A 24,333-nucleotide genomic window follows, 5' to 3' on the forward strand; every position below is an offset into this window, starting at 1 on the left:
GCGTTTTGCGTGCGCGTCAGAGGATTGAAACCTGACTTCGGCTTGCCTGTTTGAGGAACGTGGTCAGCTCTCGAGCGGGTAGCGGCTTGCTGTAGTGGTAGCCTTGGCCTTCGTGGCAGCCTTGGGCAACGATGTAGGCCTCCTGCTCGGCCGTCTCAACGCCTTCGGCGATGACCTGCATACCCAGGCTCTTGCCAAGCTGGATGATGGCCCGAACGATGGTGGCGTCATCATCATCCTCGAACAGGTCTTGCACGAAGCTCTTGTCGATCTTGATCTTGTCCAGTGGCAGCGACTTCAAGTAACTGAGCGACGAGTAGCCAGTGCCGAAGTCGTCAATGGCGATCATCGCGCCCGAACGGCGCAAGCTCAGCAGGTGCTGCGCTGCGGTGCTGATGTCTTCCATCAGGCCGGTTTCGGTAACTTCCAGCTCCAGGCTGCGTGGCGGCAGGCGGTAGATCTGCAGCAGGTTGTTGACCACCCGTGGCAGTTCATTGTGGTGCAGTTGCACGGTGGACAGGTTGACCGCCATGCGCAGTTCGCTGAAGCCCTGGTCATGCCACTCGCGCAACTGACGGCAGGCCTGGTCGAGCACCCATTCACCGATGCTGATGATATTGCCGTTCTGTTCGGCCAGCGGGATGAACTGGTCGGGCGGTACCATGCCCAGTTCGGGATGCTGCCAGCGGAGTAGCGCTTCAACCCCGACGACCCGGTGGTCGCGATAGCTGATCTGCGGTTGGTAGACCAGGAACAACTGGTTGCGTGGCAGGGCCTCGCGCAGGTCTTTCTCCAGTTCGCGGCGGCGACGCATCTCGCTGTCGACGCTGGCAATGTAGAACTGGTAGCGGTTGCGTGAGCGGGTTTTGGCCAGGGTCATGGTCTGCTCGGCCTTTTGCAGCAGTTTCTCGGTGCTGTCGCCATCTTCCGGGAACAAGGTGATGCCGATGGTCGCACGCAGGCGAATTTCCTGGTGGTCCAGTGCAAAAGGGGCTTCCAGATCATCGAGGATGCTTTGCGCCAGCTCGGCGGCTTCGTACGGCTGCTCGATATCGGCCTGAACCAGTGCGAATTGGTCACCACCGAGCCGGGCAAGGGCTCCCAGACGGCCACTGTGCGCACGCAGGCGGTCGGCCAGGGCCAGTAGCAGTTGGTCTCCGGCCTGGTAGCTGAACTGTTCGTTGATGCTCTTGAAGTCATCCAGGCCAACGCACAGTACGGCTACGCGACGCTGCAGGCGTCCAGCGTCGACCAGGATCTTGTCCAGTTGCTGCTGCAACTGCTGGCGGTTTGGCAGCCCGGTCAGAAAATCATACTGAGCCATGCGCTGCAGACTGTTTTCGGCTTCGTGACGCAGGTGGGTATTGCGTTCGATGGAGGCCAGCAACTGGTTGGCAGTATTGACCCATACACCCAGTTCGTTCTTTTCGTGCCCCTTGAGCAGCGGCAATTTGTGTTGGCTTGGGCGGTCCGGATTGATCTGAGTGAGATGGTTGATGATCTTTGAGAGCGGTTTGGTCAGTAACCAGTGGTAGACCAAATACAGCACCAGGCCCATTGCCAGAGCGCGTAGCACGCCAGAAATGAAGATGATCACCGAGCTGACGATGAAGTCCTGGCCGTAGGTAGCGGTATCGAGGGTAATGCTCAGGTCGCCGTAATACTCACTGTACGGGCCTCGACCGATCAGCTGTGTCTTGAAGGTCTTTTGCTGGCCCAGAATCAGGTCGGTCAACCAGCGCGTTTGCAGTTCCTGCAATGGCCGATTCTTTTCTGCAAGCATGGTTTCGTTGGGATGGCCAATGGACGCCATCCGCACCGATTGGTCCTGGAACAGGCCTTCGATGACCTGCATGCCCATTTCCCGATCGAGGCTATAGACCGCCTGCGTAGAGGGGTCTCGGAACATGTCTAGGATACGCTGGGCATCGGTTGCGACAGCCTGGCGCGTCTTGTAGGCGTCGAACACGATCTGCGCGCAGCTAAGTACTACACCGACGACCAGCGCCGAGAGCAATACCACCCTGAGCAACTTGACCGATAAGCTGTTCTTGAGTTCCAGCTTCAATGGGGTTTCCTTAATCCATGCGCATGGCATCATTTTGCCATCAATCTTGGCAATCCACTATCGGCCTTCAACACGTATTACTCGATCTTCTGAGTTACTTCGTCAGAGGTTTGCGATCCTTGTGTCACTGTATCGGTTGTAAGGCCTTGCGACTTTAGTGTGGGGTGACAACTTTCCCACGCCTTGATGTTAGCGCGGTATCGGTCTACGGCAAGCGCGCAGAGCGGTAGAGTGTGCGAAAAAAAACCCGGCCAGGCCGGGTTTTTTTCAAAGCAGTTGCATTCAGGCAGTGAAGGTTTTGCCTTCGAACTGCTCGGCAACGAACTTCCAGTTAACCAGGTTCCAGAACGCCTCGACGTACTTTGGACGCAGGTTACGGTAGTCGATGTAGTAGGCGTGCTCCCAGACGTCGCAGGTCAGCAGCGGGGTGTCGCCGTTGGTCAGCGGGTTGCCGGCGCCGATGGTGCTGGCCAGAGCCAGGGAACCGTCAGCTTTCTTCACCAGCCAGCCCCAGCCCGAACCGAAGGTGCCGACGGAGGTCTTGGTGAACTCTTCCTTGAACTTGTCGAAAGAGCCAAACGCAGCGTTGATGGCGTCAGCCAGGGCGCCCGTTGGCTGGCCGCCGGCGTTTGGTGCCAGGCAGTTCCAGTAGAAGGTGTGGTTCCAGACCTGAGCGGCGTTGTTGAAGATACCGCCCGAAGAGGTCTTGACGATCTCTTCCAGGGTCTTGCCTTCGAACTCGGTGCCAGGCACCAGGTTGTTCAGGTTCACGACGTAGGTGTTGTGGTGCTTGTCGTGGTGGAACTCCAGGGTTTCCTTGGAGATGTGCGGCTGCAGGGCGTCGTGGGCGTAAGGCAGCGGCGGCAGTTCAAAAGCCATGGTGATTCTCCTAATCAGGTCTGTTGCGGTGAGCGCAAGGCCGATCACGGGCGGCCGGAAGTGCATCGGCGAGTCTGTACTCTTTGCGACGCAGGGTCCGGATCATAGCACCGGACCCCAGGCTTAACCACGCAACAAGTGTGTGGGAAAGAGGTTCCAGAGCCTTCTTCCGGTTTTAAGCGATGTTGTCTCAGCCCAGGATCAGTTGAGCGGACACCGCAAACATCATGACCGCCACCATGAGGTCGAGCATCCGCCAGGTATTCGGCCGGGCCAACCAGGGCGCGAGCCAGGCGGCGCCCAGTGCGAGGGTAAAAAACCACAGTGCCGAGGCACTGGCCGCACCGGCCACGTAGGCGCCGGGCATGGTTTGCTGAGCGCCGAGCGAGCCAATCAACAGCACGGTGTCCAGGTACACATGCGGGTTGAGCAGGGTGACAGCCAGGGCGCTGAGCAGTACTGCCTGGCGCGAGCGTTGTCCTTGGCCTTCGGCGTGTTGCAGGCTTTGCTGCGAACAGGCACGTATCAGCGCTTTGCTGGCGTACCAGATCAGGAAGACCGCGCCGCCCCAACGGGCGATTGCCAGCAGCGTGGGGTTCTGGGCCAGCACCGTCGCCAGGCCGAAGACGCCAGCGGCCACCAGGATTGCGTCACACAAAACGCACAGCATGGCCACCGGCAGGTGATGTTCACGGCGCAGGCTTTGGGCGAGAACGAAGGCGTTCTGGGCGCCGATCGCCATGATCAGGCCAAAGGCGACCAACAAGCCGTTTAGATAACTTTGCCACATAGGAAGAACTCCACAGACGACTGCCGTTGCCCCTCGTCAGGCCACGCAGCAGATATAAAGAAGATGCTGGTGATTCTGGGCAAAACAGCTGTATAAGAAAAACAAATAAAGCTGATCTGGCATTAGGAAAAATAATGTTCGATTACAAATTGCTCTCGGCCCTTGCTGCGGTGGTCGAACAGGCGGGCTTTGAGCGTGCCGCGCAGGTGCTGGGTTTATCGCAGTCGGCCATCTCGCAGCGGATCAAGTTGCTTGAGGCCCGGGTGGGCCAGCCGGTGCTGATCAGGGCCACACCGCCGGGCCCGACCGAGATCGGTCGGCGTCTACTCAACCACGTACAGCAGGTGCGGCTGTTGGAGCGCGATCTGCAACGGCAGGTACCAGCATTGGACGAGGAGGGCATGCCCGAGCGTCTGCGTATTGCTTTGAACGCCGACAGCCTGGCGACCTGGTGGGCGGCAGCAGTGGGTGAGTTCTGTGCTGAGCAACGCTTGTTGCTGGACATGGTGGTGGAAGATCAGGACGTCGGGCTCAAGCGCATGCGGGCCGGTGAGGTAGCCGCCTGCCTATGTGGCAGCGAGCGGCCGGTGGCCGGTGCACGCAGCTTGTTGTTGGGTGCCATGCGTTACCGGGCGTTGGCGAGCCCGGCGTTCATGGCGCGTCATTTTGCCAATGGCTTTGAGGTCACGCGGTTATCACGCACGCCTGCATTGGTGTTCGGCCCGGACGATTTCCTGCAGCACCGCTACCTGGCGTCGCTGGGGGTCCAGGAGGGGTTTATGCACCACTTGTGCCCGTCCTCGGAGGGGTTTCTACGGATGACCGAGGCCGGTCTTGGCTGGGGGCTGGTGCCCGAGTTGCAGGTGCGCGAACAGCTTGCATCGGGTCGTCTGGTAGAAATACTTCCTGATACCCCTATCGATGTGCCGTTGTACTGGCATCATTGGCGCAACGGCGGGCAATTGCTTGGGCAACTGACTGAGCATCTTGCGACGACAAGCCGGCAGTGGCTGGTGCCGTTGTAGGCGCGACTCGCGTCTGCAGCATCTGAGATATTTCTAAGCGGAGTGGTTCATGCGAATTCTGGTCACCGGCGCAAGCGGCTTTATTGGCGGGCGCTTTGCGCGCCATGCGCTTGAGCAAGGCCTGGATGTCAGGGTCAACGGCCGACGCGCTGAGGGTGTTGAGCACTTGGTACGTCGTGGTGCGCAGTTCATTGCTGGCGATCTGGGTGATCCTGAACTGGCCCGGCGCTTGTGCCAAGGTGTCGATGCCGTTGTGCATTGTGCGGGTGCAGTGGGGCACTGGGGGCGCTATCAAGACTTCCATCAGGGCAATGTGGTGGTCACCGAGAACGTCGTTGAAGCCTGTCTGAAGGAGCATGTCCGACGCCTGGTGCACCTGTCATCCCCGTCGATTTACTTCGATGGTCGGTCGCACATGGGGATCACCGAAGATCAGGTGCCTCGACGCTTCCATGATCATTATGCGAGTACCAAGTTTCTTGCTGAGCAAAAGGTCTTCGGGGCGCAAGAGTTTGGCCTCGAGGTACTGGCCCTGCGTCCGCGCTTTGTCACCGGTGCCGGGGACGTCAGCATTTTCCCGCGGCTGCTGCAGATGCAGCGCAAGGGGCGCCTGGCCATTGTGGGCAATGGCCTGAACAAGGTCGATTTCACCAGTGTGCAGAACCTCAACGAGGCGTTGTTCAGCGCCTTGCATGTTGGTGATGAGGCGCTGGGCAAGGCGTACAACATCAGCAACGGGCAGCCGCTGCCCATCTGGGACGTGATCAATTATGTCATGCGGCAGATGCAGGTGCCGCAGGTGACACGCTACCGCTCGTTCGGCCTGGCATACAGCCTGGCGGCGTTGAATGAAGGGGCTTGCCTGCTATGGCCTGGTCGCCCACAGCCGACCCTGTCGCGCCTGGGTATGCAGGTCATGAACAAGGACTTCACGCTGGACATCAGCCGAGCCAGGCATTTGCTTGACTACCGTCCGACGGTCAGCCTTTGGACGGCGCTGGATGAATTTTGTGGTTGGTGGAAAGCACAGCACATCGGCCACTGAACCGATCGGTTCGCAGGTGGTCGATCAGTGCGGCCCTCGGGCGGTTTATACTAATGCTCATTTGCTATCACGGCGGTTGAAGGTACCCATGCGTAACGATGCCCATGACGATTTCGATGATGTCCCAAGCCTGAGGGCCGAGGCGCGTGATCACGACGACTTCACGCCGGCTGCTCAGCCGCACGCCGGTGTGCGTCAGCCTGCCCGCAAGGGCGGTGCAACAGGCCCGCTCTGGGCGTTGCTGGGGGCGTCCTTCATTACGCTTGCCGGGCTCGGCTGGTGGAGTTTCCAGCAAATATCATTGATGGAGCAGCAGCTGGTTGCCACCCAGGAGAGTTTTGCGCGTATCAGCGAAGATGCAGCGGGGCGCCTGCAGGCGATCAGTGGCAAGGTCGCTGCCAGTGAGTCCAGCGTGACCACTGGCAGCGAAGCGCTGAAGTTGCAGATCAAGCAACTGCAGGCCAGTCTGGCTGAGCAACACAAGCAGCAGCAGGGTGTCGCCGGTCAGCAGGGTGATTTGGGCAAGCGTCTGGAGCAGGCACTGGCACAGGCCAGTGAGCAGCAGGCAGCCAATGCTCAGGTGCAAGCCCAGCTCAAGGCAGTTACGGCCGAATTGGCTGCCTTGAAGGCTGCTCAGGCCGAGTCTGACAAGCTCGATGCTCAGCTCAAGGGCTTGTCGGCTGAAGTCGCGGCGCTGAAGAAGCAAGGTAATCCAAACGCGGCGATTGAGCGTCTGGAGCAAGACTTGATTGTGCTCAAGAGCGAGCAGGAACACCGCCCGGCAGCGAGTGCAGGCGCGGGGGCGTCTACGGCTGAATTCGATGCTTTCCGTGGCCAGGTGACACGGAACATCAATACGCTGCAAAGCCAGATACAGAACCTGCAGCAGCAGATCAACGCGCGGCCTTGAGGCCGCGGTTGAACGGATCATATGCCTGCGCCCCTTGCCCTTGTGTGGGCGGTTGCCGCTGCTGGGGCGCGGGGTGCCTTGATCGCAGGCAGCTTCCGTATTGTTAACTACATCCGTGGGTAGTCGATGTACCCGACCGGGCCCTTGCCATAGAAGGTTTCCGGGTGCGGTTCATTCCACGGTGCATCGGCTTTCAGGCGCGCGGGCAGGTCCGGGTTGGCAATGAATGGAATGCCAAAGGCCACTGCATCTGCCTTGCCGCTGGCCAAGGCTGCGCTGGCAGAGGCTTTGTCAAAGCGCTCATTGACGATGTAAGGACCACCAAACGCGGCTTTGATCAACGGGCCGATGCTGTCATCAGCCTCTTTTTCCCGTGAGCAAATGAAGGCGATACCCCGTTTGCCCAGCTCGCGGGCGACATAGGTGAAGGTTTCGGCACGGTTCGCGTCGCCCATGTCATGGGCATCGGCGCGTGGCGCCAGGTGCATGCCGACACGTTCTGCCCCCCAGACCTCGATCACTGCATCGGTGACTTCCAGCATCAACCGTGCGCGGTTTTCCAGTGAGCCGCCGTACTGGTCGGTACGTTGGTTGGTGCTGCTCTGCAGGAACTGGTCGAGCAGGTAGCCATTCGCACCATGGATCTCGACGCCGTCGAAGCCCGCCGCCTTGGCATTCTCGGCACCGGTACGATAGGCCTCGATGATGTCGGCAATCTCTGCGGTCTCCAGCGCTCGAGGGGTCGGGAACTCGCTGATTGGCCGTACCAGGCTGACATGGCCTTTGGGTTGAATGGCGCTCGGTGCCACCGGTGCTTCACCATTCAGGTAGCTGGGGTGGGAAATGCGTCCGACATGCCACAGCTGCAGGAAGATCCGACCGCCGGCCGCATGTACGGCCTTGGTGATTTGGGTCCAGCCACGGACCTGATCATTGGACCAGATACCGGGTGTGTCCGGGTAGCCGACGCCCATGGGCGTCACTGAGGTGGCTTCACTGAGGATCAGCCCGGCGCTGGCCCGCTGCACGTAGTACTCGGCCATCAGCGCATTGGGTACGCGGCCTTCGTCCGCCCGGCAGCGGGTCAGCGGAGCCATGATGATACGGTTCGGCAATTGCAGATCGCCGAGGGTAATGGGGTCGAAAAGCGTCGTCATTTACGTAGACCTCGTTGCAATCAGTGGGTGGCAGGTGCCAGTTCGGCGTTGTCGCCGTTCTGGCGGAAAGTAATCAGGGTGACGATCAGGGCCATAACCGCCAGTGCGGCAGCAGCCAGAGGCACACGGGTCAGCCCCAGGCCTTGGTCGATGACCGTGCCACCGACCCAGGCGCCGAGCGCATTGCCCAGGTTGAAGGCGCCGATATTCAGGGTCGATACCAAGTTTGGCGCGGCCTTGCCGAAGCTCACTACGTTGACCTGCAAGGCCGGTACGGCGGCGAAAGCGGCGGTGGCCCAGAGAAACAGGGTGATTTCGGCAGGGATCAAGGCGGTGCTGGTCCAGGACAGCGCCGTGCTGATCAGCGCCATGGCTGCAAACACGCCCACAAGGGTGGCCGCCAAACGGCGATCAGCCAGTTTGCCGCCCAGAACATTGCCTACGGTCAGGCCCAGGCCGATCAGCAGCAGGGTCCAGGTCACGCCTCGCGGGCTGACGCCGGTGACATCACCGAGCAGCGGTGCGACGTAGGTGAAGAGGGCAAACATCGACGCGGAGAACAGTACGGTCATCGACAGCGACAGCCAGATACCCGCACCTTTGAGCGCTGCCATTTCCGAGCGCATGTCGAGTTTTTCTTCATCATGCTTGTTGGGCAAGAAGCGGATCAGACCAAACAAGGCGACGACACCGATCAGGGTCACGGCCCAGAAGGTCGAGCGCCAGCCCGCTACCTGGCCCAACGCTGTGCCCAGGGGCACGCCGAGGACGTTGGCCAGTGTCAGGCCGGTAAACATCAAGGCCACAGCCGACGCGCGACGATTGGCCGGTACAAGGTTCGCCGCCACTACCGAGCCGATACCAAAGAACGCGCCATGGCAAAGGGCGGTGACCACACGGGCGAACATCAGCACGTTGTAATCACTGGCCAGTGCGCACAGCAGGTTACCGATGATGAAAATACCCATAAGGGCAACCAGGGCTGCCTTGCGTGGCAACCTGGCGGTGGCCAGAGCCATGAACGGTGCGCCGATTGCCACGCCCAGGGCGTAGCCGGTGACCAGCCAGCCAGCGCCGGGAATCGAGACGCCCAGGTCGGCAGCGACATCGGGCAGCAGGCCCATGATGACGAATTCGGTGGTGCCGATAGCAAACGCGCTCAGCGCCAGTATCAGTAAGGGAAGGGGCATGCGAAGGTCCTTGTCAGAGCTCTTGGCTCATTTGCTTGAGGAACGCCTGAATGGTGTCCTCGTTGCGTTTGAAGAAATGCCACTGCCCGATCTTCTGGCTGCTGATTAGCCCGGCGCGTTGCAGGGTTGCCAGGTGCGCCGACACGGTTGACTGCGACAACCCGCAGCGTTGATCGATCTGTCCTGCGCAGACACCGTATTCGGTGCTGTGCTGCTGATCGGGAAACTGTACGTGTGGGTCTTTCAGCCAGTTGAGGATTTCTCGCCGTACTGGATGGGCCAGGGCTTTTATTATTTCGTCGAGATCAAGGGGCATGGTGGTGGCTCATGAGGGGTAACGGTATATCGCGATGCAGCGAAATATAAATCGGTATTTCGCGATATACAAATATGAAGAGGTTCTTAGCACTGCGTAAATCGATATATCGGGTTATAACGATATGTGCAGGCCAGGTGCTAAACTGCGGGCATGAACTACCTTGCACATCTCCATCTTGGTGGCCAGCAGCCCGAGCAATTGCTCGGCAGCCTGTATGGCGACTTCGTCAAAGGGCCGCTGGACGGTCGCTTTTCGCTGTCGCTGGAAGCGGCTATCCGTCTGCACCGACAGATCGATGTATTCACTGACAGTCACCCCGTGGTGCATGAGGCGCTGGGACGGTTTCCACGCGAGCGTCGGCGCTATGCGGGGATCATTCTTGATGTGTTCTTCGACCATTGCCTGGCCCGGGACTGGCTTGATTATGCCGATCAGCCGTTGACGCAGTTTACTCACCGGGTCTATCGGGTGCTGGCCGAGCAGCCGGTGTTGCCGGGTCGCCTGGCGCAGATAGCCCCTTACATGGCGGCTGACGACTGGCTGGGTTCATACCGTGAGTTTGCGGTGCTGGAGCGCGTGCTCAAGGGCATTTCCCGACGGCTGTCGCGCCCCGAGGGGCTCGACGGTGCCTGGGAGGAAGTGCAAGCGTTGTACGAGCCTTTGCAGGAAGACTTTCGGCTGTTCTACCCGCAGTTACAGGCCTTCGCACAGAAAGCCCTGCGTTAAGCCGCTTTGGCCCGCCGTTGCGGCATGGCCTCTGGGGGCTGACCGTACAGCGCGCGATGCACGGCCTGCTGAGCGTTCAGGGCCAGTACGGCGCGCTCCTGATCATGGCTGGCGATGGGCTCAAGCAGGTGAATTTCGACCTCGGCGCGTTCATGGCTGAACAGGCGCAGCAGGTGCGAGAGCAGGTCATCATCGCCGATAAAGGGGGCGATGGCGTCTGCTTCGCCATTGCGCAGGTAGCGCAAGGCGACCGGTTGCACTGGCACGCCGGTATCGATGGCGCTGGCCAACAAACGGCCGTGAAACGTGCGCAGGCTGCGCCCATCGGTGGTGGTGCCTTCCGGGAATATCAGCAGGTCGCACTGTTGTTGCAGGTGCTGGCTGATCTGCTTGCGCAGCAACTGGCTGTCGCCGCCTCCGCGACGGATGAACAGTGTGCCTGCCTTGTGCGCCAGCCAACCGGCTACAGGCCAGGTGCGTACTTCGGCCTTGGACAGGAATGCCAGTGGCGTGATCATGCCGAGCAACGGAATGTCCGTCCAAGACACATGATTACTCACCCACAGCATGGGTTGTTGCGGCAGGTTGCCCACCACCGTGACCTTGAAGGGCAGGGCATTGCTCAACTGGCGCATGAACAGCTGCGACCAGCGTTGCCGGCGCTGTAGCGAGGGGTTCAGGCGAAGGCGTTCGTAAAGGCTGAACAGGCTTGCCATGCTCAGCCCGAGCAGAACCACCAGCAACAGGCGCAGAACGCGTCCCTGGACGCGCAGGCGCCGCATCAGACGGCCGCCTTGAAGTGGCGAGCGTAGCGCGGGCAGAGGTTGTCGCGCTTGAGCAGGATGAACACGTCGGCGACCTGAAACGCCTCGTCCCAGCAGGGTTCGCCACAGATCTTAGCCCCCAGGCGCATATAGGCCTTGAGTAGCGGCGGCATTTCGGCGATGACATTGCCTGGCAGGGCCAGGTTCGGCAGTGGCGTTTTCGGCTCTGCGCGCAGGTGCTCGTTACACAGGTAGCGCTCGCGCAGGCGCTGCATGATGGCATGGGCCTGAACGCCACCATCCTGCATGGGAATACTGGCGCAACCCATCAGGTAGCTATAGTTGCCTTCGTTGAGCACTTCAGCCAACTCGCTCCACAGTACGGCGATGGTGCCGCCATTGCGGTAGGCCGGGTCGACGCAGGTTCGACCCAGTTCCAGGATCGGGCCATGCAGATGGCCGAGGCCGTGCAGGCTGAATTCTTCTTCACTGTAAAAGCGGCCCAGCGTACTGGCTGCCTGATGGTCAAGCAGTCGGGTGGTGGCCACCAGGCGCCCGCTGGTCAGGTCGCGTACACCGATATGCTGACAGTGAGGGTCGTAGTCATCCATGTCCAGGCCGTGTTCTGCACCGTTTAGCTTGGCCTTGAATTCACTGCTGAACACGTTGAAGCGCAGGGCCTGTGCTTCTTGCAGGGCCTCTGGGCCGACCAGACGTTCGGCTTGCAGACGGCGTTCAGTGCTGTTGTCGCCAGAGCGAGCGATCTGAGTCATTGCGAGTCTCCATAAGCCAGCCATGGGGTTGCGGCCGGTCGACTTTGTTGTGCAAAGTCAGCCTAGGTAGACGTGGTGTCACCTCGGTGAATGATTGGTGATGCTTCTATGACAGCCTTCTAAGGAGTCCCTCAATGGTCTGGCTGGAACGACTCAACCACATGCCGTCTCAACCGCTGTTGGCGACGTTGGGTGAGACTTACAGTGTGTTGCTCGAGCGGCTTGGCACCTGCAGCCCGTTCGAGTTGGCAATCCTGGGTGGACGGTCGATGCCGACCCCGGGCTTGGCCTTTTTGCTCGGTTATCAGGCCGCGTTGCGGGTTCTCTGGCCCAGTGCACCGCAGAGCCTTGGTGCCTTGTGTGCCAGCGAGCGACGCAGTGTGCGCCCGGCCGACATGCAAACCCGGCTTGATGAGCTGCGCCTGAGTGGCAGCAAGGATTTTGTCACCGCCGGGCTGGATGCCGACTGGCTGTTGGTGGCCGCCCGCAGCGAGGCAGAGGGGCAATCACCGCGCTTGAGCCTGGCCGTGGTTTACCCCGGCGAGCCAGGTGTCCGTTTGGAGCCTTTGCCAGCGTTACCGTTGATGCCGGAAGTCGGGCATGCCCGGCTGCACCTTGAGCAGGCGCTGTGCGAACGTCTGGCCGGGGATGGCTGGGATGCCTATGTCAAACCCTTTCGTACCCTCGAAGACCTCTATGTGCTCAGCGCTCTGTGTGCCTGGCTGTATGGCGTTGGCCTGGTCAGCGGATGGCCGCAGAGCCTGCAGCTACGCCTGATCAGTCTGCTTGCCGGCTGTGCCGAGGGCAGTCGGCTGTGTGCGGATACGGTGGCTTGTCACCTGCTGCTGGGCGGGCTGTTTGCCCAGTTCGCGGGCTTGCGAGAGGAGATCAACCGTGCGTTGCTGGCCAGCAATGGGCAGTGGGCCAGCCTCTGGCAGCGCGATCAGGGCGTTCTTGATATCGCCAGTGCTGCACGGGCCAAGCGCCTGGCCAAGGCCTGCGCCGCTGCGGGATTGTCATAGAACCGGAGTAGTCTGGGGCGGATCGACTGTCTTGAGGTCCGGCCATGGGCAAGGCTGTGCTGCTGATCATTGCATTGAGCGTGTTTGCGCTGGAGGGCCGTGCAGCAGAGATCTGGCCCGATTCGGACTGGGCTTCGACAAGCCCGCCGGCAGGCCCCGCGTTGCAGGCACTGGAGGCGTACGCGTTTGCGCCGCGCAGCAGTCAAGGCCGTGAGGGCGTACGCACGGATGCTTTGCTGGTCGTCCAGGACGGGCGCATCGTGTATGAGCGCTACGTGGCGCCGACGTCGGCGCAGACACGCCATTTGACCTGGTCGATCAGCAAGAGCGTGCTGGCGACGGTGCTCGGCGTTGCCTACGGCCAGGGGCGTTTCAGCCTGCAAGATCCGGTGGCGCGCTATTACGCACCGATGCAGGCTCACCCGGAGGTGCGCATTGAAGACCTGCTGCACTGGGCCAGCGGTCTTGAGTGGCAAGAGGACTATGAGTACGCGCCGCTCAACTCTTCGGTCGTGGCCATGCTCTATACCCGAGGGCGCGCGGATATGGCCGCCTACGCCGCCAGCCGTGCCCGTGCTGCCGGCCCCGGTGAGCGTTTTCTCTACTCCAGTGGCGACAGTAACCTGTTGGCGGCGGCGCTGCGTGGCATGGTCGATAGTGAGGATTATGCCTGGCAAGCCCTGTTCCAGCCGTTGGGGATCACTCAGGCAACCTGGGAACGGGATGCCAGCGGTACGTTGGTCGGCTCCTCTTACCTGTACCTGAATGCCCGTGACTTGGCCCGCATTGGTTTGCTGATGTTGCGTGATGGGCGCTGGCAGGGGCAGCCGTTGCTGCCGCCTGAATGGGTGGCGTTCAACCGCCAGCCGTTTACAGCGGCGAGCGCAGCGCCGGGCGAAGCAACACCCGGTGGCCACTGGTGGTTGAATACGCCTGTTGCAGGCAGCACCAGGCCCTGGCCGGATGCGCCCGCCGAGACGTTTGCCGCCTTGGGGCATTGGGGTCAGGCACTCTACGTGTTGCCCGCTCAGAAACTGGTGATCGTGCGCTACGCGGATGATCGCGATGGGCGCTATCAACATAACGAACTTCTCAAGCGGGCCCTCGCGGCTTTCGCGGGAGAACAACCGTGAAACGTGTGTTGCTGGTGCTGCTGATTAGCGCGTGCGCCTGGGCCGGGTGGGAGCGGGAGGCCTTGCTGGCGTTTCCTGGTGTGCTGAGTGCCTACTCTGCCAAGGAATACTGCTCCTGCCGTTACGTAATGGCATTTTCTGCCGAGTATTGCCGTGGATATGTTCAGCAGTACCTGCCATTGAGTACGCTGCGCGATGAGCCGTCTTTGCACTTGGTCAGCGCTACAGGGTTGGGGCGTAGCAATCGTGCCGTGTGGGAAGGGCCGAGGCAGGGCTGTCGCTTGCTGCCATGAGGGTGTGCAGGTAAGGTTGGCGGCTACTGTGCCTATGGATTTCACATGTTCAAATCGTCCCGCCTTTTCTTCGCTCTGCTCGCAGCGTTGGCCTTGCCGGCCCAGGCTAATTGGTACCTGGACAACGAGTCGTCGCGGCTGTCGTTTATTACCAACAAGAATGGTGATGTCACCGAAGTCCATCGTTTTCTGGTGTTGCATGGCAAGGTCGATAGCAAAGGCGCGGCTGAGTTGCAGATCGAAATGGACTCGGTCAATAGCGGTATACCACTGCGTGATGAGCGCATGCGCAAAGACCTGTTCGAGGTCGCCCGTTTCCCCGATGCACTGATTCGTGCCCAGCTTGACCTGCGTCCGATCAATGACCTGGCCAATGGTGCTCAGTTGGAGTTGCGTTTGCCGGTGACGGTCAGCCTGCATGGCAAGGAGCATAGTTACAGTGCTCAACTGCTGGCGACTCGGCTTGATGAGCGGCGCTTTCAGGTGGTAACGCTTGAGCCGCTGATGCTGCGGGCTGAAGAGTTCGACCTGGCACCGGGCCTGGATGCCTTGCGCAAGGTCGCCGGGCTGCAGTCCATCAGCCTGTCGGTTCCGGTGGGTGCGGTGCTGATTTTCACGGCGCGCTGAGATGGCCGGGGCGGTCTTTCCCTGGCGCGGGGGTAACCAGTTCGAGTTACTGATCGACGGCCCCGAATTTTTCCCCCGGATGCTCACCGCCATCGTTCGTGCCCAGTATCAGGTAGACCTGGAGCTCTACCTGGTGGAGGCCGGTGCCTGCGCCGAGGCGATGGTGTCGGCGCTGGTTCAGGCAGCAGAGCGCGGTGTGCACGTACGCTGCCTGTTCGATGCTTACGGATCGTTGGCGTTTACGCTGAGCTTGCGCCAGCGACTGCTGGCGGCCGGTGTCGAGTTACGCTTTTACAACCGGCTGAGCTGGCGCCGTGGTGTGCGCAACCTGTACCGCGATCACCGCAAGTTGCTGCTGGTGGATCAGTCTTGGGCGGTCGTCGGCGGTACGGGTGTCACGGATCAATTCTGGACCCCAGGTGAAGAGGTCAGCGAGTGGCATGAGGTCATGGTCGAGATGCGCGGGCCGCTGCTGGCGGACTGGCAGATGCTGTTCGACCGGCAGTGGCGAGCCAACTTGCGCCGCACAGCCTGGCGCCCGCCGACTCATTTTGGTTTGCCACGGGTGCCTCGGGTACCGCCAGAGGGCAAAGGGCAGGGGCGTGTGGCCTATGCCGATGCCCGGCAGCACCGCGATATTCTGCAATCGCTGGTGCGCGCACTGAACAGTGGGCAGCGTCGGGTCTGGTTGGCGACACCTTACTTTCTGCCGACCTGGAAAGTGCGTCGTTCATTGCGTCGGGCGGCTTCACGGGGCGTCGATGTGCGCCTGCTATTGACGGGGCCGCGTACCGATCATCCGTCGGTGCGCTATGCCGGCCATCGCTATTACCCCCGGCTGTTGCGTGCCGGGGTGAAGATCTTTGAGTACCAGCCCTGCTTCCTGCATTTGAAAATGGTGCTGATTGACGATTGGGTGAGCATCGGCTCGTGCAACTTTGACCATTGGAACCTGCATTTCAACCTCGAAGCCAACCTTGAGGCGCTTGACCCGCCGCTGACCGCAGCAGTGGCCGCCAGCTTCGAGCGAGACTTCGCCCAGAGCACGGTCATTGACCTTGAGCGTTGGCACGCCCGGCCCTGGTGGAAGCGGGTTCAGCAGCGGATGTGGAGCTGGCTGGATCGTCTGGTGGTCAACCTGTTGAATCTGCGCGACTGAACGACTCTCGCTGTAGTACCAGACTATTACCCGCCGTTGGCTGGGGAGGGCTATTGTGATGGAGAACTTTTCCCCTGTGCCCAAGGAGTCAGCGAAATGGCCGCGAAGAAAATCCTGATGCTGGTCGGCGATTACGTCGAAGATTATGAAGTGATGGTGCCGTTCCAGGCATTATCGATGGTCGGCCATACCGTGCACGCCGTGTGCCCGGGCAAGGCCGCGGGGCAGACGGTACGCACGGCAATCCATGATTTCGAGGGTGACCAGACCTACAGCGAGAAGCCGGGGCACAATTTTGCCCTGAATTTCGACTTCGCCAAGGTACGTGCCGAAGACTACGACGCACTGGTGATTCCGGGGGGGCGGGCACCGGAGTACCTGCGCCTGAATGAGCAGGTGTTGCAACTGGTCAAGGCCATCGATCAGGCGGGCAAGCCGATTGCGGCCGTCTGCCACGGCGCCCAACTGCTCGCCGCTGCGGGCGTACTGGCAGGCCGCGAGTGCAGCGCCTACCCTGCGTGTGCACCGGAAGTGCGCTTGGCGGGTGGTCAGTATGTCGACATCGAAGTGACTCAGGCCCATGTTCAGGGCAACCTGGCCACGGCGCCTGCGTGGCCGGCACACCCGGCGTGGCTGGCCGGTTTCCTGGGCTTGCTCGGCACCCGGATCACACTCTGAAGGAGGCGGTATGTGCGAGCTCTACGTGAAGGCCGATCCCATCCTGTATGAGTCGCGCAGCCGCTCTTTGCGCATTCGCGGGGTCGTGACCACGGTGCGGCTTGAGAACCAGTGTTGGGATGTGTTGCAGGAGATCGCCGAGGTCGATGGAATGACCGTCAACCAGTTGATCACGAAGTTGTATGAAGAAGTGATGGCCTACCGCGGCGAGGTCGTGAATTTCGCCTCGTTCCTGCGGGTGAGCTGCATTCGTTACCTGAGCCAGCGTCAGGTAGCGCAGCCGGTGTCGTTGCGCGTCGTGGGATAAAACGCTGCGGCGATGAGACCCGGCTGGGCCTCATCGCCGTGCAGCTTACTTCACTTCTACTGCCAGGCTCTCGGCGATCTTGTGTTGCCAGATCGCTGGACCGGTGATGTGAACCGACTCACCTTTGCTGTCGACCGCAACGGTAACAGGCATGTCTTTGACCTCGAACTCGTAGATCGCTTCCATGCCCAGTTCGGCGAAGGCCAGCACCTTGGACTTCTTGATCGCCTGGGCGACCAGGTAAGCCGCGCCACCGACCGCCATCAGGTAGACAGCCTTGTTGTCCTTGATCGCCTCGATTGCAGTCGGGCCGCGCTCGGACTTGCCGATCATGCCCAACAGGCCGGTTTGCTCAAGGATCTGACGGGTGAACTTGTCCATCCGCGTCGCGGTGGTCGGGCCGGCTGGGCCAACGACTTCGTCACCAACCGGGTCGACTGGGCCGACGTAGTAGATGAAACGGCCCTTGAGGTCTACTGGCAGCGCCTCACCCTTGTTCAGCATCTCGACCATGCGCTTGTGCGCAGCGTCGCGACCGGTGAGCATCTTGCCGTTGAGCAGGATGGTTTCGCCCGGCTTCCAGCTTTGAACGTCTTCCGGGGTCAGGGTGTCGAGGTCGACACGGCGAGCCGATGGGCCGGCTTCCCAGACGATTTCCGGGTAGGCGTCCAGCGACGGCGCTTCCAGCTCTGCCGGGCCCGAGCCGTCGAGCACGAAGTGCGCGTGACGGGTTGCGGCGCAGTTCGGGATCATGCACACCGGCAGCGACGCGGCGTGGGTCGGGTAATCCATGATCTTGACGTCGAGTACAGTGGTCAGGCCGCCAAGGCCCTGGGCACCGATGCCCAGTTGGTTGACCTTCTCGAACAGTTCCAGTCGCAGTTCCTCGATACGGTTCTGCGGGCCGCGGGCTTTGAGCTCATGGATGTCGATGGACTCCATCAGTACTTCCTTGGCCATGACCGCAGCTTTCTCGGCGGTACCGCCGATGCCAATGCCGAGCATGCCAGGTGGGCACCAGCCAGCACCCATGGTCGGAACGGTCTTCAGCACCCAGTCAACGATCGAGTCGGACGGGTTGAGCATGGCCATCTTCGATTTGTTCTCGGAGCCGCCGCCCTTGGCTGCCACATCCACTTCCACGGTGTTGCCTGGAACGATGGAGTAGTGAATCACCGCCGGGGTGTTGTCCTTGGTGTTCTTGCGAGCGCCAGCCGGGTCGGCCAGGATCGAAGCACGCAGGACGTTCTCCGGCAGGTTGTAGGCGCGACGGACGCCTTCGTTGATCATGTCGTCCAGGCTCATGGTGGCGCCATCCCAGCGCACGTCCATACCGACGCGCACAAATACGGTGACGATGCCGGTGTCCTGGCAAATTGGCCGGTGGCCTGTGGCGCACATGCGCGAGTTGATCAGGATCTGGGCGATGGAGTCACGGGCTGCCGGCGACTCTTCGCGCAGGTAGGCCTCGTGCATCGCCTGGATGAAGTCCACGGGGTGGTAATAGGAAATGAACTGCAGGGCGTCGGCAACGCTCTGAATCAGGTCGTCTTGCTTGATCACGGTCATGCAGCGCGCTCCTCTTAAAGACGGGAACATTCAATAAGGAGTTTCGACGCAAACGGGCTGTCGAAACGACTTTCAAGGCGCGCCGACTGGAGCTGGCGACGCAAAAAAGGCGCCGCAGTATAGCGTGCATCGGCAGTCGATACACGTTTGTGTCGTGCAACAAAGGTCGGCAGCAGACAGGCATCGATTTTGCGTGGTACGTCAGTGCAAACATGGCAATTGTTGTGTTCAGCGCCTAAAGTGGCACCTAGCCATCTTTCAACTTGTCGCCATCAATGGCAGCACGGTGAGTCATTTGTGACCGAAACAGCGCTGCAGAAGCTTCTCATCAAGCGTTTCCTCCTGGCTGTCAGCACCTACTCGCTGGTTGTGGTGCTGGCCTGGGTGGCATTTCTGTGCGGCCATTTCCTTGCGCCGCCGGGGTTGTTGGTGGCAGGCAGTGGCTTGATGCTGTTGACCCAAGTGCTGCTGGGCCTGGTTTTTCTCAGCGGGATCAACTTGCGCTTCAAGGACCCTAGCCTTACCGAGCTGCAGATCGTCCTGGCCTTGATCGGGCTGACCTGGTTGTTGGCCCACCTGGGGCAAGCGCGCGGAACCTTTATGGTGGTCTATCCATTGATCCTGATGTTTGGCCTGTTCCATTTGCGTGGTTGTGCATTTGTCCGCTGCGCCGCGCTGGTGTTTGGCTGCTTCCTTGTCCTTAATGGCTGGGAGGGCTTCACCGGCCGGATGGCCAACCCATCGCTTGCGTTGCTGCAAGGCAGTGCGTTGCTCGTGGTGCTGGTCTGGTTGTGCCTGTATGCCCGCTATGTACAAGCCTCGCGGCAACGCATACGCAAGCATCGCTTCGCCCTTCAAGCCCATCAGGACACCTTGCGCGGCATGATGCGTCAACTGGAGGAGTTGGTGGCCACTGACGAGCTGACCGGTCTGTTCAATCGCCGACATTTTCTGCGTCTGGCCGAGCAGGAGCTGGGTCGCATGGAGACGGGTGGCCAACATGGTCTGGCGCTGATCGACCTTGATCATTTCAAGCGTATCAACGATGTGTACGGGCATGCGGTCGGCGACCAGGTCCTTCAGGCATTTGCCCATATTGCCCGGGCGTGTTTGCGTGAAACCGACATTGTGGCGCGTTACGGCGGCGAAGAGTTTGTGTTGCTCCTGCCCCACTGCAGTGCCCAGCAACTGTCGGTGTGTTGCGAGCGCCTGCGCCGAGCCTTTGCCGAGGCTGAGCTGGCAGCAGTCGTGTTGCCAGGCTCGCATTTGAGCTTGTCGGCGGGCATGACCTTGCTCACCAAAGATGATGATCTGGACGCGGCCTTGCACCGCGCCGACCAAGCCCTCTATCGTGCCAAGCATGGCGGTCGCAATCGTTGCCTGCCGGCTTGGGAGTATGCCGATGCCTGAACTGCATGTAGGGGAGCACTGCTGGACTGTGGCGGCCGGTAGCAACTTGCTTGATGCCTTGAATGACGCCGGTATGGCCATCCCCTACAGTTGCCGGGCCGGCAGTTGCCATGCCTGCCTGGTGCGCTGCCTGGAAGGTGTGCCGACCGATACCAATCCTACTGCGCTGGCCGAGGAAAAGCGTCAGGACGGCTGGCGGTTGGCCTGCCAGTGTCGGGTGGACCAGGACCTGCGCATTGCGCGCTTTGATCCTCTTGAGGATGGTGTGCCCGCTGAAATCGTGGCACTCGACTGGCTCGCCCCTGAGGTGTTGCGCCTGCGTGTTGTGCCGCTTAAACCGTTGCGTTACCAAGCCGGCCAGCACCTGGTGTTGTGGACGGCCGCAGGTGTTGCCCGGCCCTACTCGTTGGCGAGCCTGCCGGGCGAAGAGGGCTTTCTGGAGTTTCATATCGACTGTCGTCGGCCTGGGCTGTTTTGCGATGCGGCTCGACAACTGCACGTGGGTGAAATGCTGCGTCTGGGGGAATTGCGTGGCGGGGCGCTGCACTATGACGCCGACTGGCAAGAGCGCCCGCTATGGCTGCTGGCCGCCGGCACGGGCCTGGCGCCGCTCTGGGGCATCTTGCGCGAAGCCTTGCGTCAGGGCCACCGAGGGACGATTCGGCTCTTGCACCTGGCGCCCGACCCGCGCGCGCACTACTTGGCGGCGCCGTTGCAGGCGCTGGCGCGGGAACACCCATTACTGCAGGTGGAATTGATCACCCCAGAGCAGTTACCCGCTGCGCTGGCGGCATTGCGCCCACCGTCACGGCAAACCCTGGCGTTGGTTTGTGGCGCGCCGACCAGCGTGGAGCAGTTCGCCCGTCGACTGTTCCTGGCCGGCGTGCCGCGCAATCAGGTATTGGCGGATACCTTTACCGACCACGCCTGAAGCCTCGGGTGCGTCCGAACCTGGCCGCTAGCGCGCCTGACCGGCGTGTGCCAATGCCGCCAGCTCCGCCTCGCGCTCAGCAATGGCTGTTTCCAGTTCAGGAGAGCGCTTGGCCCACTGTTCGGGCGGCAAGGGTTTTGACCATTCGCTGATTTCGGGGTAAGGCAGGTCGGGGGGAGGTATCAGCTTCTTTTCCTGAAGATAAAATGCCAGTGGCGAACCCAAGAGAAACAGAAACGCACTTTCCTTCAGTGCCGTCAGCACATCGCCTTTGAGCAACGCACGAGCAATCTCCGCCAGCAAGAACAGCAGCCAGCCAAGCAGACTGCGACCTGAGCTTTCCCCCTCGAAGTTACAGCGTGGAACGGCCTGCGGTCCGACCTCCATGTAACTGCGTATGCACTCCCACAAGGCCATCGCCGTGGTGCCGCCCCCGCAGTTGAAACCCAGGCTGAAATGCTGGTTGCCTTCCTGTGCATTTGGATCGGGGTTGTCGAAGCCGATGAATAGCAACCCCATCTCTATTCGCCCCCCTTGGCTGACGGTCGAATGCTGGACGGCTGCTGCAGTCACCGACTCCCACGGCACAATCCAGTATTCGCCGTCTTCACGGGGGACGCAGACCTCGCGGCGTTGACGGTTAAAGCGCAACGGCAACGGAACGGGACGAAACAGGCCATGAATCATGATCAGGGCGGGGATACCCGTAATGATGCCACCGCCCCATAGCGCCAGCGAGCTGACCTGCGGCGCAATGTCTCGAAAGCCATAGGCGAAGCCCAAAAACATCATGACCAAAGGCCACAGTACACCTACCCCTGATCCAATGCTGTAGCTCCCAATATCGAGAAACACCTCATTCTTGCGCCAGATGGTGTTGAGCACATCCGCTGGTTTTTCACCGGTCGGGATCGGCAGGGGTGCTAGGTAGTCACGTTGTGAGAACAGGCGTTTTTTGGTTGTACCGGCTGCCGGTCTACTCATCATTTCCCCGGCTCAAGGCAGGCGCCAACTTCGCCGCCAGCTCCGCCTCACGCTCAGCAATGGCTGATTCCAGCTCAGGTGAGCGCTTGGCCCACTGTTCGGGCGGCAAGGGTTTTGACCAATCGCTGATTTCGGGGTACGGCAGGTCGGGGGGTGGTGAGAGCTTCCAGCGTTCCAACACATCAATCAGCAGTGTGTTGAAAATAAACAGGCCGAAAAAACCTTCCCACAGCAACGTCAAAAACCAGCCCTTGCGCTGTGCGGCCTCAAAACAGTCGTCGATGTATGTTGCCAGGATGCCCTTGGGGCGATGAAACCGAGCGGTACGGTCAACAACGGCGTGCGGCCCGACTTCCATATAACTGCGCATGCACTCCCACAAGGCCATTGCCGTGGTACCGCCGCCACAGTTGAAACCCAGGCTGAAGTGCTGGTTGCCTTCCTGTGCATCGGGATCGGGGTTATCAAAGCCGATGAATAACAACCCCATTTCCATTCGGCCCCCTTGGCTGACGGTCGAATGCTGCACGGCTGCTGCGGTCACCGATTCCCACGGCACAATCCAGTACTCACCGTCTTCGCGAGGGACGCAGACCTCGCGACGCTGGCGATTGAAACGCAACGGCAAGGGGACTGGGCGGAACAGGCTTTGGATCAAAACAAATGATGGAACACCAACGATGAGTCCTGCTCCGATAGCGAAGATGTACCAGAGGTCATCATCCCAAGAGTAATACCCCATAATCAGAAACATCATCACAAGCGGCCACAACACCATCACCCCCGCCCCTATGCTGTAGCTCCCAATATCGAGAAACACCTCATTCTTGCGCCAGATGGTGTTGAGCACATCCGCCGGTGGTTCACCCGTCGGGATCGGCAGGGGCGCCAAGTAGTCACGTTGTGAGAACAAGCGTTTTTGGGTTGTACCTGCTGCCGGTCTACTCATTCTCGCCACGTCGGCTGCAGGTAGCGCGAACATTGCTGCTGGTCACTCAACAGGTAATGCCGGGCCTGGTCCAAACCGGGAGTGGGGTCGTCACGCAGGGTGATGAGCCCATCGTCTTGCGTGATGGTGAAGGCCACACCCCGCTCGCCGCCAACAAAGGCGCCGTCGCCGAGCAGTGCGTTCAGTGGCGTTCGGTAGTACACGCGCAATGAAACGCTAGCGGGCGGAAAGCTGAGGCTGCTGGACATGGAGAAGTCTCCCCGCAAACGCAGGCCTTGCCCCTCCCGGAGGGGGATCCAGGTGCATTGGCTTTTCTCCAGCCAGTATTTGCCTACCTCGGACCATAAGCGCGGCGGTTTAGCGGTGCTGTATGGGTTTCTCTTCAGTTGCTCGTGCCAGGTATCGCGATCGATTGGGTCGCCGATCATGGCCAGCGCCAGGTAGGTGCTGTGGGGTTCCGCCCCCGGCAGGTCAAGGGTCAGGCGCTTGATCACCGAAATGTTGCGGATACCGCTGGCATCCCCGGAATACACCGTGGTGTTGAGCACTTCAACACTGACCTTCGGCGCGTACAGGATGCGGTACAGCTGGGCGAGCTCCTGCTGCTGCACCTCGGGCGAAACAGGCCCTTGGTCGCGCGCCCGCCGTTTGGACCAGCAGCAGTTGGCGAGAAAAGTCTGCAAGGGCTTTTGCTGGAAAAACCAGGCGATCAGGTACAGCACGCCCAGCCCGGCGATCAGAATCGTGATAGGCCCCATCCAAAGCAGATAGCCCGCAATGGCGGCGTCAACGGTGGTAATGCCGAAAATGGCCCGCGCAGTGTAAGCAACACCCAACAGAGCCTGCGCGCCAAAGGCCGCCACTTGAGCGCCGACAACGGAGTGACGCATATCAAGCCATGGATCTACAGAACCGTGAGCATGTTCTAGTTGCGCTTGCAGTGAGCTGAGCTCCTTAAATGCTGCATAAAATGACAACCCACCAATAACACCACCAAATAGCGTCAGCGTCGGCGCAGCTGATAAGCGCAGGTTGAACTCCTTAACCCCCAACCCCTTCCGAATCTGCATATCCACCACCGCCGTCAACGCCGCCCCGGCGTAAAGCGTCGCGGAAATCGTGTCGTTGATCCGCTGATTGTCCATCCCCTCCAGCGCACTGGCCTGGCTCAGGTGACTATTGGCATTCCAGCTGTTGAGCAAGAGCACCATCAGGGCAATCAAGCCGCCGCTGTTTTGCACCACCTTGCTGTTGAAGATGCCCGCCGGTTGCCCCAGGCTAATGGCCCGCCCGGTCGACTGGGCCCAGCGCCACAGTTCCTCGGCCGAGTCGCCAAACAGGCGCAGTACCGGTTTGCCAGCTTCGATGCCCCAGCGCGCCCCGGCCCCCGTGCCCAGTTTGATCGCCACCAGCAGGCTGTTCCAGGTCGGGCTCAGGGCCATGGCTTCCTCGCCCCTGAGCCGCAGCAAGACCGCGCCGAGGCGTTTGACCAGGGTGTTCCACTCGCCGTGCGGGTTGCTGGCCCGCGCGCCGATATCGTCCAGGACCGCCCGGCTCAGCGGCGCCAGGGCCTTGGCCAGGGCTTCATAGGCGTTGCTGCGGTTTTCCTGGGCCAGGGCGCCGAG

24 protein-coding genes and 1 pseudogene are annotated in these 24,333 nt (G+C 60.8%); 13 read left to right on the forward strand and 12 right to left on the reverse strand.

Going from position 1 to position 24,333, the window contains the following annotated elements:
- Window positions 1-16 precede the first annotated feature (16 nt).
- The 3 genes from UIA24_RS13315 to UIA24_RS13325 all read right to left on the reverse strand — a co-directional run bounded on the left by UIA24_RS13315 (window position 17) and on the right by UIA24_RS13325 (window position 3,737).
- Entirely contained in the window at window positions 17-2,068 is a 2,052-nt protein-coding gene (locus UIA24_RS13315; RefSeq protein WP_099775698.1) for a putative bifunctional diguanylate cyclase/phosphodiesterase, read from the reverse strand.
- 282 nt (window positions 2,069-2,350) lie between these two features.
- Window positions 2,351-2,947 (reverse strand): superoxide dismutase, encoded by a 597-nt coding sequence (locus UIA24_RS13320; RefSeq protein ID WP_065761069.1) that lies wholly within the window; start codon window positions 2,945-2,947, stop codon window positions 2,351-2,353.
- Window positions 2,948-3,137: 190 nt separating this feature from the next.
- On the reverse strand, window positions 3,138-3,737 hold the full coding sequence (locus UIA24_RS13325) for a LysE/ArgO family amino acid transporter (RefSeq protein ID WP_330523039.1): 600 nt from the start codon (window positions 3,735-3,737) through the stop codon (window positions 3,138-3,140).
- A gap of 134 nt (window positions 3,738-3,871) precedes the next feature.
- On the opposite strand from UIA24_RS13325, the gene UIA24_RS13330 reads away from it, so the two are divergent.
- From UIA24_RS13330 to UIA24_RS13340, 3 genes are all read left to right on the forward strand, one after another.
- Entirely contained in the window at window positions 3,872-4,762 is an 891-nt protein-coding gene (locus UIA24_RS13330) for a LysR family transcriptional regulator ArgP (protein WP_099775696.1), read from the forward strand.
- Window positions 4,763-4,811: 49 nt separating this feature from the next.
- Window positions 4,812-5,807: an NAD-dependent epimerase/dehydratase family protein gene (locus UIA24_RS13335; protein WP_065761066.1), complete on the forward strand. Its 996-nt coding sequence runs from the start codon at window positions 4,812-4,814 to the stop codon at window positions 5,805-5,807.
- Window positions 5,808-5,895: 88 nt separating this feature from the next.
- Window positions 5,896-6,717: an ATPase gene (locus tag UIA24_RS13340; protein ID WP_102052615.1), complete on the forward strand. Its 822-nt coding sequence runs from the start codon at window positions 5,896-5,898 to the stop codon at window positions 6,715-6,717.
- A 107-nt stretch (window positions 6,718-6,824) separates the two neighbouring features.
- On the opposite strand, the gene UIA24_RS13345 is transcribed toward UIA24_RS13340, so the two are convergent.
- From UIA24_RS13345 to UIA24_RS13355, 3 genes are read right to left on the reverse strand one after another with little or no spacing between them, the layout of a single operon-like run.
- On the reverse strand, window positions 6,825-7,874 hold the full coding sequence (locus UIA24_RS13345; protein WP_099775694.1) for an alkene reductase: 1,050 nt from the start codon (window positions 7,872-7,874) through the stop codon (window positions 6,825-6,827).
- Window positions 7,875-7,894: 20 nt separating this feature from the next.
- A complete protein-coding gene (locus UIA24_RS13350) occupies window positions 7,895-9,064 on the reverse strand; it encodes an MFS transporter (protein WP_099775693.1) in 1,170 nt (389 codons plus the stop codon).
- Between the two features lie 13 nt (window positions 9,065-9,077).
- Window positions 9,078-9,380 (reverse strand): ArsR/SmtB family transcription factor, encoded by a 303-nt coding sequence (locus UIA24_RS13355; protein ID WP_099775692.1) that lies wholly within the window; start codon window positions 9,378-9,380, stop codon window positions 9,078-9,080.
- A gap of 153 nt (window positions 9,381-9,533) precedes the next feature.
- On the opposite strand from UIA24_RS13355, the gene UIA24_RS13360 reads away from it, so the two are divergent.
- Window positions 9,534-10,109: an acyl carrier protein phosphodiesterase gene (locus tag UIA24_RS13360; RefSeq protein ID WP_065761061.1), complete on the forward strand. Its 576-nt coding sequence runs from the start codon at window positions 9,534-9,536 to the stop codon at window positions 10,107-10,109.
- Here the strand turns inward: UIA24_RS13360 and UIA24_RS13365 are convergent.
- Together UIA24_RS13365 and olsB are read right to left on the reverse strand one after the other, a co-directional pair.
- The gene (locus UIA24_RS13365; protein ID WP_099775691.1) at window positions 10,106-10,891 is read right to left on the reverse strand and encodes a lysophospholipid acyltransferase family protein; all 786 of its coding nucleotides are present in this window, start codon (window positions 10,889-10,891) and stop codon (window positions 10,106-10,108) included. The two genes, UIA24_RS13360 and UIA24_RS13365, sit on opposite strands and share 4 nt — an antisense overlap.
- The gene (gene olsB / locus UIA24_RS13370; protein ID WP_065761059.1) at window positions 10,891-11,646 is read right to left on the reverse strand and encodes an L-ornithine N(alpha)-acyltransferase; all 756 of its coding nucleotides are present in this window, start codon (window positions 11,644-11,646) and stop codon (window positions 10,891-10,893) included. Before olsB ends, UIA24_RS13365 begins: the two co-directional genes overlap by 1 nt.
- A 134-nt stretch (window positions 11,647-11,780) precedes the next feature.
- On the opposite strand from olsB, the gene UIA24_RS13375 reads away from it, so the two are divergent.
- From UIA24_RS13375 to UIA24_RS13405, 7 genes are all read left to right on the forward strand, one after another.
- Window positions 11,781-12,668: an acyl-CoA dehydrogenase gene (locus tag UIA24_RS13375; protein ID WP_099775690.1), complete on the forward strand. Its 888-nt coding sequence runs from the start codon at window positions 11,781-11,783 to the stop codon at window positions 12,666-12,668.
- A gap of 44 nt (window positions 12,669-12,712) precedes the next feature.
- Window positions 12,713-13,801: a serine hydrolase domain-containing protein gene (locus UIA24_RS13380; RefSeq protein ID WP_330523040.1), complete on the forward strand. Its 1,089-nt coding sequence runs from the start codon at window positions 12,713-12,715 to the stop codon at window positions 13,799-13,801.
- Complete coding sequence (locus tag UIA24_RS13385; RefSeq protein ID WP_330523041.1) at window positions 13,798-14,094, forward strand: amidase; 297 nt, start codon at window positions 13,798-13,800, stop codon at window positions 14,092-14,094. The genes UIA24_RS13380 and UIA24_RS13385 overlap by 4 nt, the downstream gene beginning before the upstream one ends.
- A 45-nt stretch (window positions 14,095-14,139) precedes the next feature.
- Window positions 14,140-14,721, forward strand: coding sequence for a YceI family protein (locus UIA24_RS13390; RefSeq protein ID WP_099775687.1), 582 nt, complete (start codon window positions 14,140-14,142; stop codon window positions 14,719-14,721).
- 1 nt (window position 14,722) lies between these two features.
- Window positions 14,723-15,880, forward strand: coding sequence for a phospholipase D-like domain-containing protein (locus tag UIA24_RS13395; protein ID WP_099775686.1), 1,158 nt, complete (start codon window positions 14,723-14,725; stop codon window positions 15,878-15,880).
- A gap of 96 nt (window positions 15,881-15,976) precedes the next feature.
- Window positions 15,977-16,558 (forward strand): DJ-1/PfpI family protein, encoded by a 582-nt coding sequence (locus UIA24_RS13400; protein WP_099775685.1) that lies wholly within the window; start codon window positions 15,977-15,979, stop codon window positions 16,556-16,558.
- A 10-nt stretch (window positions 16,559-16,568) separates the two neighbouring features.
- Complete coding sequence (locus UIA24_RS13405; RefSeq protein ID WP_099775684.1) at window positions 16,569-16,865, forward strand: ribbon-helix-helix domain-containing protein; 297 nt, start codon at window positions 16,569-16,571, stop codon at window positions 16,863-16,865.
- 45 nt (window positions 16,866-16,910) lie between these two features.
- Here the strand turns inward: UIA24_RS13405 and UIA24_RS13410 are convergent, their stop codons facing one another.
- Window positions 16,911-18,434 (reverse strand): fumarate hydratase, encoded by a 1,524-nt coding sequence (locus tag UIA24_RS13410; protein ID WP_099775683.1) that lies wholly within the window; start codon window positions 18,432-18,434, stop codon window positions 16,911-16,913.
- A 297-nt stretch (window positions 18,435-18,731) separates the two neighbouring features.
- Between UIA24_RS13410 and UIA24_RS13415 the strand changes: the two genes are divergently transcribed.
- Both UIA24_RS13415 and UIA24_RS13420 read left to right on the forward strand, forming a co-directional pair.
- Window positions 18,732-19,844 carry a GGDEF domain-containing protein gene (locus tag UIA24_RS13415; RefSeq protein ID WP_099775682.1) on the forward strand — a complete coding sequence of 371 codons (1,113 nt, stop codon included), beginning with the start codon at window positions 18,732-18,734 and terminating at the stop codon, window positions 19,842-19,844.
- A complete protein-coding gene (locus UIA24_RS13420; protein ID WP_065761049.1) occupies window positions 19,837-20,775 on the forward strand; it encodes an iron-sulfur-binding ferredoxin reductase in 939 nt (312 codons plus the stop codon). The genes UIA24_RS13415 and UIA24_RS13420 overlap by 8 nt, the downstream gene beginning before the upstream one ends.
- Before the next feature lie 27 nt (window positions 20,776-20,802).
- On the opposite strand, the gene UIA24_RS13425 is transcribed toward UIA24_RS13420, so the two are convergent.
- The 3 genes and pseudogenes from UIA24_RS13425 to UIA24_RS13435 form a co-directional block, all read right to left on the reverse strand.
- The gene (locus tag UIA24_RS13425) at window positions 20,803-21,759 is read right to left on the reverse strand and encodes a hypothetical protein (protein ID WP_330523046.1); all 957 of its coding nucleotides are present in this window, start codon (window positions 21,757-21,759) and stop codon (window positions 20,803-20,805) included.
- A complete protein-coding gene (locus UIA24_RS13430; protein WP_065761988.1) occupies window positions 21,752-22,708 on the reverse strand; it encodes a hypothetical protein in 957 nt (318 codons plus the stop codon). The genes UIA24_RS13425 and UIA24_RS13430 overlap by 8 nt, the downstream gene beginning before the upstream one ends.
- Window positions 22,705-24,333: pseudogene (locus tag UIA24_RS13435) on the reverse strand (toxin VasX); the annotation flags it as partial. The gene UIA24_RS13430 and the pseudogene UIA24_RS13435, both read right to left, overlap by 4 nt.

Source organism: Pseudomonas sp. AL 58, assembly GCF_036348395.1.
GTDB classification, from domain to species: Bacteria; Pseudomonadota; Gammaproteobacteria; order Pseudomonadales; family Pseudomonadaceae; genus Aquipseudomonas; species Aquipseudomonas defluvii.